At 41.0% G+C, this 6,883-nt stretch carries 7 protein-coding genes; all 7 read right to left on the minus strand.

Features of this window, described 5'->3' with window-relative positions; all coding sequences use genetic code 11:
* The coding region (locus ACOVO2_RS07135) for a 3-coathanger stack domain-containing protein (RefSeq protein ID WP_421769309.1) at window positions 1-2,020 on the minus strand (2,020 nt) is incomplete at its 3' end.
* A gap of 9 nt (window positions 2,021-2,029) precedes the next feature.
* Window positions 2,030-2,398 carry a LytR/AlgR family response regulator transcription factor gene (locus tag ACOVO2_RS07140; protein ID WP_421769310.1) on the minus strand — a complete coding sequence of 123 codons (369 nt, stop codon included), beginning with the start codon at window positions 2,396-2,398 and terminating at the stop codon, window positions 2,030-2,032.
* A 13-nt stretch (window positions 2,399-2,411) separates the two neighbouring features.
* A complete protein-coding gene (locus ACOVO2_RS07145; protein WP_421769311.1) occupies window positions 2,412-3,269 on the minus strand; it encodes a hypothetical protein in 858 nt (285 codons plus the stop codon).
* A gap of 4 nt (window positions 3,270-3,273) precedes the next feature.
* Window positions 3,274-4,191, minus strand: a complete 918-nt coding sequence (locus tag ACOVO2_RS07150; protein WP_421769312.1) for an alpha/beta fold hydrolase — start codon at window positions 4,189-4,191, stop codon at window positions 3,274-3,276.
* Between the two features lie 154 nt (window positions 4,192-4,345).
* Window positions 4,346-5,392, minus strand: a complete 1,047-nt coding sequence (locus ACOVO2_RS07155) for a hypothetical protein (protein WP_421769313.1) — start codon at window positions 5,390-5,392, stop codon at window positions 4,346-4,348.
* Window positions 5,393-5,529: 137 nt separating this feature from the next.
* Window positions 5,530-6,162, minus strand: coding sequence for a response regulator (locus ACOVO2_RS07160; RefSeq protein ID WP_421769314.1), 633 nt, complete (start codon window positions 6,160-6,162; stop codon window positions 5,530-5,532).
* A 116-nt stretch (window positions 6,163-6,278) separates the two neighbouring features.
* A partial coding sequence (locus ACOVO2_RS07165; RefSeq protein ID WP_421769315.1) for a sensor histidine kinase occupies window positions 6,279-6,883 on the minus strand: 605 nt, incomplete at its 5' end.

The raw sequence follows: 6,883 nt of genomic DNA on the forward strand, positions 1-6,883 counted from the left end.
TGGCAGGAAAGCCCCAGTCGTCCATTACAGGATAATTTACACCTCTGATGATAAACTTTTGTCGATTCGCATCGTAGAGGTCTTTTCCCTGCATATACATCGTTGGAGCTTGACTCTGGGGGCAATTTTCGATTTTAGCAGAAAAGACTGTTCCTGCATCGGCTTTGAAGCCTGTCGATAAGAGAATGTTTTTTTCGGCCGTATAAACAACGTTTGTTCCAACATTGGTGATTGCATTGGTGGCCAAAATACCCTTGGCCTGAAAACTTCGACTGCCGCTATTGATGGTGGTTGAAGTTGGGTCATCTTGCGGAAGTGTGAGCAACTCAGGGCAATTAGAAGGTGCGGGATTTAGCGTAATGGTTTTATAACAAAAAGCAGGCAAAGTAGGGTATGCCCCAACGGCTTCGTTGCTGGCGAAAGTCAGTGTTTCACCTGTACTGTTTGGATTTGTAGGGGTATAAGTAATCGGAATCGTGATGCTGGTTTGGTTGAGAGCCAAAGTGGTAGTGAGACTTCCCGAAAATTCGCTCGAAATAAGATTGATGGTAGTCGTACCTACTTTTGTGACCGTAATCGGAATCGTGATGTTGCGAGTAACTGCCACGCCCTGTGTGAAAGTGCCACTGAGGGTGCTGTTTTCGCAGTCGCCAAATGAGAAAAATCCATCATAGACTGGTACGGTAAACGAGCAAGTTCCTGCTCCTAAACTCGGCGAACTTACAGTAATTGTGCGAGTTCCTGCTACACCCTGCCCATTGTAATCGGCATTCATGAATACATTTTGTAGGCCAGTGTTGGCAAAGTTTTGAGTAATTGTTCCCGAAAAGTTTGTGCCGCTGGCATTGAGTGTGATATTACCGGCAGTTGCAATATCGAGCGTAACTCTAATGCTAATGCTGGTCTGATTGCCCAGCCTTACGATTGTACCGCCAAAATTCGGATACGCACATTGAGTGATAGTGAATGCAGGAAAAACGGAAGCTGAAACTTCGGCACATTGGCCATTGCCTGGGTAGGTTGCCGAAATACCGATATCGGTAAATGTGCCATTGCTTGGGTCAAATTTCCAAACTTTGCCATTGCCTTGGTCGTTGGCATAAATAAAATTGCCAATGCGAGCCAAACCACCAAATTTGGCACTTACTTTTGAGTAAATCGTAGCGTTTGCACTGGTAATTGTAACCTGAGCTCCTGCTGCATTTTGATTAATTAAGGCACTCGGCAGCTTGACCAATGAGCCACCTGCTGCATCAGGGGTTGGCGAATAGCTATCATTATTATTGGCATACCAGAGGTTTCCGTTGGCATCAAAAACCAAGCCTTCGGGTAAAGAAAATAGCTTGGCCGATTGGTTATCGGTATTCAGAAAAGCATCCGTACAAGCCACCGAATTGACAGCGGTTGAGCATAAAAATTGCGTAGGCGATGCCAATGTATTATCGGCATCCCATTTCAAGATTCTGTTATCCGAAAGGTCAGTCACGAATACATCTCCTGCGGCATTGCGAGTGATTCCGCCGATACCTGTGTAGAATTGATTGTTTTTAAGCGTAGGCATATTCTGAAAAATTCCACCGCCACTATAACTTCCGCTACCGTCACGTGGTATTTTTATTACCCTGCGTTTGGTTTCTCCAAAACCACAAGCTACATACAGCGTTCCGTTGGTTTGGTTGACTATAATTTCGGTCGTTACTCGACTGGTTGCCACTTTCGTGACCGATGTGTAAGTCAGTGTTCCGCCCGAAATCAAGACCCCTTTGTAGTGCAGAAAACCATCGGAGGTGGGTTCATCGTAGCCCACAAACATTTCGTTGTTATAAAAAGCAACGCAGTTGGGTTTATAGCTGATATTGCTTGGCCCAACTACATTGAAAGTTGTTAGTAAAGTTGCAGGATTGGTAGCCAAATCATATACTTTTATTTGTGAGGTCGAATAATAGGGTACTGCGAGTTTCTGCCCGAAGCAGAAATTAAGCAGCAGGAAATGGAATGAGAGTAAAAATGTTTTTTTCATGGTTTAAAGCTAGTTTTCGAATGATTTTGCAAGTTTTAGGCTTTTTCTGCGTGAAATGCTGATACTCAATCCATTGATAAGCCGAAGAACTTTGGTTGATTTTTCGATTGAAAAATTGGTCAGATAATCAATGTTTACCACTTGCCTACGGTTGGGTCTGATAAAAGATTGGGTATCTTTCAGCATAAACTCAAACAACGAAAGATTGCGAGACGAAAGCAGTTTTTTACCCGATTTCAGATGAATATGGGTATAGTTGATGTCGCTTTCGAGCAGGACTACATCAGAGGTTTTGATATAGTATAGTTTGCCATTGTGCCTGATTCGTATCATGCCTTTGGCAATGTATGGCCGTTGTATTTCTAAGAAATTATCCATGTTTTCTGCTTTTTTATTGGCCTGCTACGGCTATCCAAGCAACCTGTAAGTTTTGTCCCCAACCAGTATTGGCATCACGGCGTTTTACCCAAACCGTAAAACCAGCTGCGGTTTTGTTTCGCACTTGCATCTGAAAAAAATCTTCATCGGAGGTAAGTGAGTTTTGCGTAAGCGTAACGGTATAATTGGCGTTGGGCATTGGGTTTTGAAATGTAATCGGCTGAGAATAAGCATTATTGGTGCTACTTCCGATGGCCAGATTACCGAAACGTATATCTTTTATCAAGAAACCACTGTTACTAACCTTTACTCCGTGGGGTAAAACGATACCACTATAATCGGGGTTTATAATGAGTGGATTAGTGCCAACAAAATTTAAAAATGATAGTTTGTCACCATCCATAAAAATAGCAGCATTAAAAACATCATCTGAATAAAATCTCATTCCTGCCCCCGAGCCACCATCGGCTTGTATGTCTAAAAATGATGGATTCCCCGAACCATCTCTTGCACTTATTTTGGCTCCGATAGCTCCATCATGAACCACGTGCAGTTTGGTAGTTGGTGTACCAGTGCCAATACCCACATTGCCATTATTGGTGTTGTATTGATTAGCTCCGCTATTTTGCCAAGCACCGCCTGTGCCACCGTTGGTTAGGGGTTGCCATGTTGTACCATCATAATATTTCATGATGTTTAGGTCTTTGTCAAAGACCATTGTGCCTTTAGTTTGGCCAGAGATAGCTCCGATTTGGGCTGTTGTGAGTTGTGGAAACATAACTCCCTGCGGCGTTAGGGTACCATTTTGAGCAAAAGCGTTGCTACTCCATACTGCAAAGAGTAGGAGAAAAGCAAAAAAACTGATTTTCATGATTCTACTTTTTAGTTTTCAACCATTCTTCAATAGCTTGATAAAATGTTTGTGGTTGTTCAATCCAGATGAAATGTCCAGCGTTTTTGATAACCGAAAGATTAGCATTTTTGATACCCGCATGGATGCGAGCAGCGTGCGAAACTTGGTCACAGATGAAGTCGTCGTCTCCTACCAGTACGAGCGTAGGCACAGTGATTTTTGGTAATAAATCAATGATTTTTTCTCTGCCAAGTCCACCTTTTGCGGTCATTTCCCACGCTTTTTGGCTGAGTTGTACATTTTTGATGGCAAGAAATTTGGGAAGGTTAGCTTGGTCATGAAAATAGAAAGGCATAATGTATGGCATTTCTTCATTGAGTGAGCGTTTGGTGGTATCGGTTCCCATCAAAATCCCCGAACCTATTTTGTAGTAAGGCTCGTTTTTGCGTTTTTCGACGGCCTTCATCAACTCCGTTTGAGCAAGTTCGTCAAGTCCTACAAAAGCGGCAACGGCAATAATTCCGTTCAGGTATTTGCTGTATTTGATGCCATAGTTTAATACCTGATAACCACCCATCGAATGGCCTATAACCCAGATTTTGTTTTGTTTGAGGTGCAGGCGAAGCTGTTCAATATCTTCAATAAAATCGGCAGTTTGGTAATCTTCTGGTTTATCCGAAGCCGCTGATTTCCCGGAAGCACGAGTATCGAGCCAGACAACCGTGAAATATTTTTCGAGTTCGGGCATTGAGTTTTTGTAGGCATCAAGATTTGGCCCCCAACCGGGTGTCGGGAAAATACAAACTGGCCCATTGCCGCTTACTTCGTAGTGAAGTTTTAAACCATTGATTGTGGCAAAATGCTCTCCCTTGGCTATGGGTGATTGGGCAAAAGTAAAACCAACTATAAGACTTAATAGTAAAATAAGATATGTTTTCATTGTAATGATTGATTGAGCTTTTGATTTTATATAATATGAATGTTTAAGTGTAAATTGACTTTACTGACAAGTTTTATTGACAGTTTTAGGCATAGATGTTTATTAAATACCCAATTATTGCAGTGTTTAGGTAAGTAATTTTTGTTTTTAATTTTCATGGATAAAAAGTTTGATAATTATACAAAATTCGTGGGTTTTGCCCCCAACTATTATCGTCGATTCGGCAAACCCGCATTACTGCACCCGTTTGGTAACCAGTGTTAGTGTCAGTGAGATATTTACGAAGCGAAACTGCGAAACAATCTGGGAAATCGCTTGATGGTTCATTGACTACGAGGCAATTAAGGGTTGAAAATGGCTCTCCAAATTCAATATTTACATCTTTACATTTAGTATTACTTGGCCCAATTGAAATACTACCTAATTTTATGGGTTTTATTTCATACCCTCTGACTTGTAGGTAGGTACTGACCTGCAGTTTGGTACTATTGAGATCGTTAAAAAATGCGTTGCCGTCTTGGTCGATACGGGCCGATTCTGAAATTCCAAGAAAAGTAGTTTTAAAGTTTAAATCAGCGTTTTCGGTTTGGTTCTGACAAGCAATATTAGTTGAGCCGAACGGATAAATATTTTCGCAAGAAATGGCCGCTTGAAACTGGGGAGAAGTATTTCGTAATTGGAGTGCGTATTGCTTTCCAGCTTGCAGACGAAGCGGGAAGGGCGAAAGACTGAACCGTACATAGTCTTTTGGGGAGCAAGGTCGGTTTGGTAAGCAAGGGTAGCCTGTATTAAGTAAACTCTCGTCGCTGGTAGCGATGATTGTATTAGTGGTTTTATCAATAATTTCCAGAATACAATTCGTGATTACTCGTGTTCCTAAAGTTGGATTTTGGTCGATTCCGTAAACATCAACATAGACAATCGGTCCATCAATTGTTGGAGTGTAATTTTGTATAATAGTTGCGTTAGTAGTGGTGGTGTAGTTTGATGTCAAGGCACTCGTCTCGATGAATTGGGCATTCGCTGTGCCTTCATTGAAAAACGTAATGCCTGCGTTTTTAAGCTGTAAAGAACTATTTTTTCGATTGAAATACAAAGATTCTTTTTCGTAGATATTTACAGCTCCGTTTGGATTAATGAACGTTTGTGAAAAGCCTTGTAAGCTAATTAAAATTAGAAAGGTAATGATTGTTTTTTTCATTGAGCAATTTTTTGATACAAAATTGCTTGTTTAGCTGATGCCCATCAATACCATGATTGGGGATAAAAAATTGGCTTTCCGACCACTTACTCAATAATTCAGACTGTCAATAACCCTTTTGGGTCATTCTTGAAAATTTATGAATTGATAATTCCGCTCCGAATGGCTTTGGCTACGGCTTCGGGGCCGCACTGTACGTGTAGTTTTTGATAAGTATTCTTGATGTGGCGTCTGACGGTTTCGACCGAAATATTCAATTCAATTGAAATCATGCGGTAAGAAAAGCCTTTGGCGAGGTAAGTAAGCACCTCAATTTCTCGGTCAGTTAAGTTAAAATCATCAGTAACTGGCTGTTTACGAAAAGATTGCAGCACTTTATTGGCAATAAAAGGCGACATCGGAGCCCCACCTTCGTTTACTTCCTTAATGGCTTGAATGAGACGTGTAGAAGAGTCTTTCTTCAGAATATAGCCATCGGCACCTTTACTTAGGCAGTCGAATAAATGTTCGTTTCCATCAAAAACCGTGTGCATAATAATTTTTATGTGTGGAAAATGACTTTTGATTTCTACCACCCCATCAATGCCACTGCGTTGGGGCATATCAATATCCATCACGATTACGTCTGGGCGTTCGGTGCGGGTATTTTGCAGGGCCTCTAAGCAATTTTCGTGGCAAGCCATTAATTCAAAACCTTCGGTGTTTTCAATCATTAGCGACAAAAGTTGGCTTAGTCGGGCGTTATCTTCGTAGATGGATATTTTAATCATAGATACTTTTTGATACAAATTTCGGGAATATTTAGCCGACAAAAAATAACCCATTTCGGGCGTAGTCATAGAACAATTTTCTAAATTGTTTCACTGATTTAAAACAACTTAGTAAATCACCGCAACGGAATTTTTAACTCATACTTTGTGCCTTTTTCGGCTTCGCTTGTTAATTCGTAAGAGCCTTTTAGCTCTTGTAAGCGGGTTTGGATATTTTTCACGCCATTGCGGTTGGTTGCTTTGTTTACATCAAAACCTTTGCCATTATCCGAAAAACTGATGTTTAGATAACTCGCTTTTACGCTGCACCTTAAAGCTATTTTGGTGCATTGGCTGTGTTTTAATGCGTTGTTTATCAGTTCTTTACATATCAGATAAATATTGCGTTTTTTATCCATCGACATACTTCTGGTTACCAAATTATTGGCTTCAAACTCATACTGAATCCCTTTGGCTTCAATGATTTCGGCAGCTTCCGAATTGATGCGAGTAAACAAACTTTCGAGGCTATCGAATTGCGGATTGATATTCCAGATGATGTAGTCAATGGCCGTACCTGCTTGTTTTGCTTCTTCGCTAATCATTTCGGCAAAGCCAAAACTTGGGTGGTTTTCGCTCAACTTTTGCTTCACCAAACCGCCTAAAATACCAATACTACTCAATGAAGCTCCGATTTCGTCGTGGAGGTCAGAAGATATTCGGTTTCGCATGGCTTGCACTT

It is taken from the genome of Emticicia sp. (assembly GCF_049241225.1).
In the GTDB taxonomy this organism is placed as follows: Bacteria; Bacteroidota; Bacteroidia; order Cytophagales; family Spirosomataceae; genus Emticicia.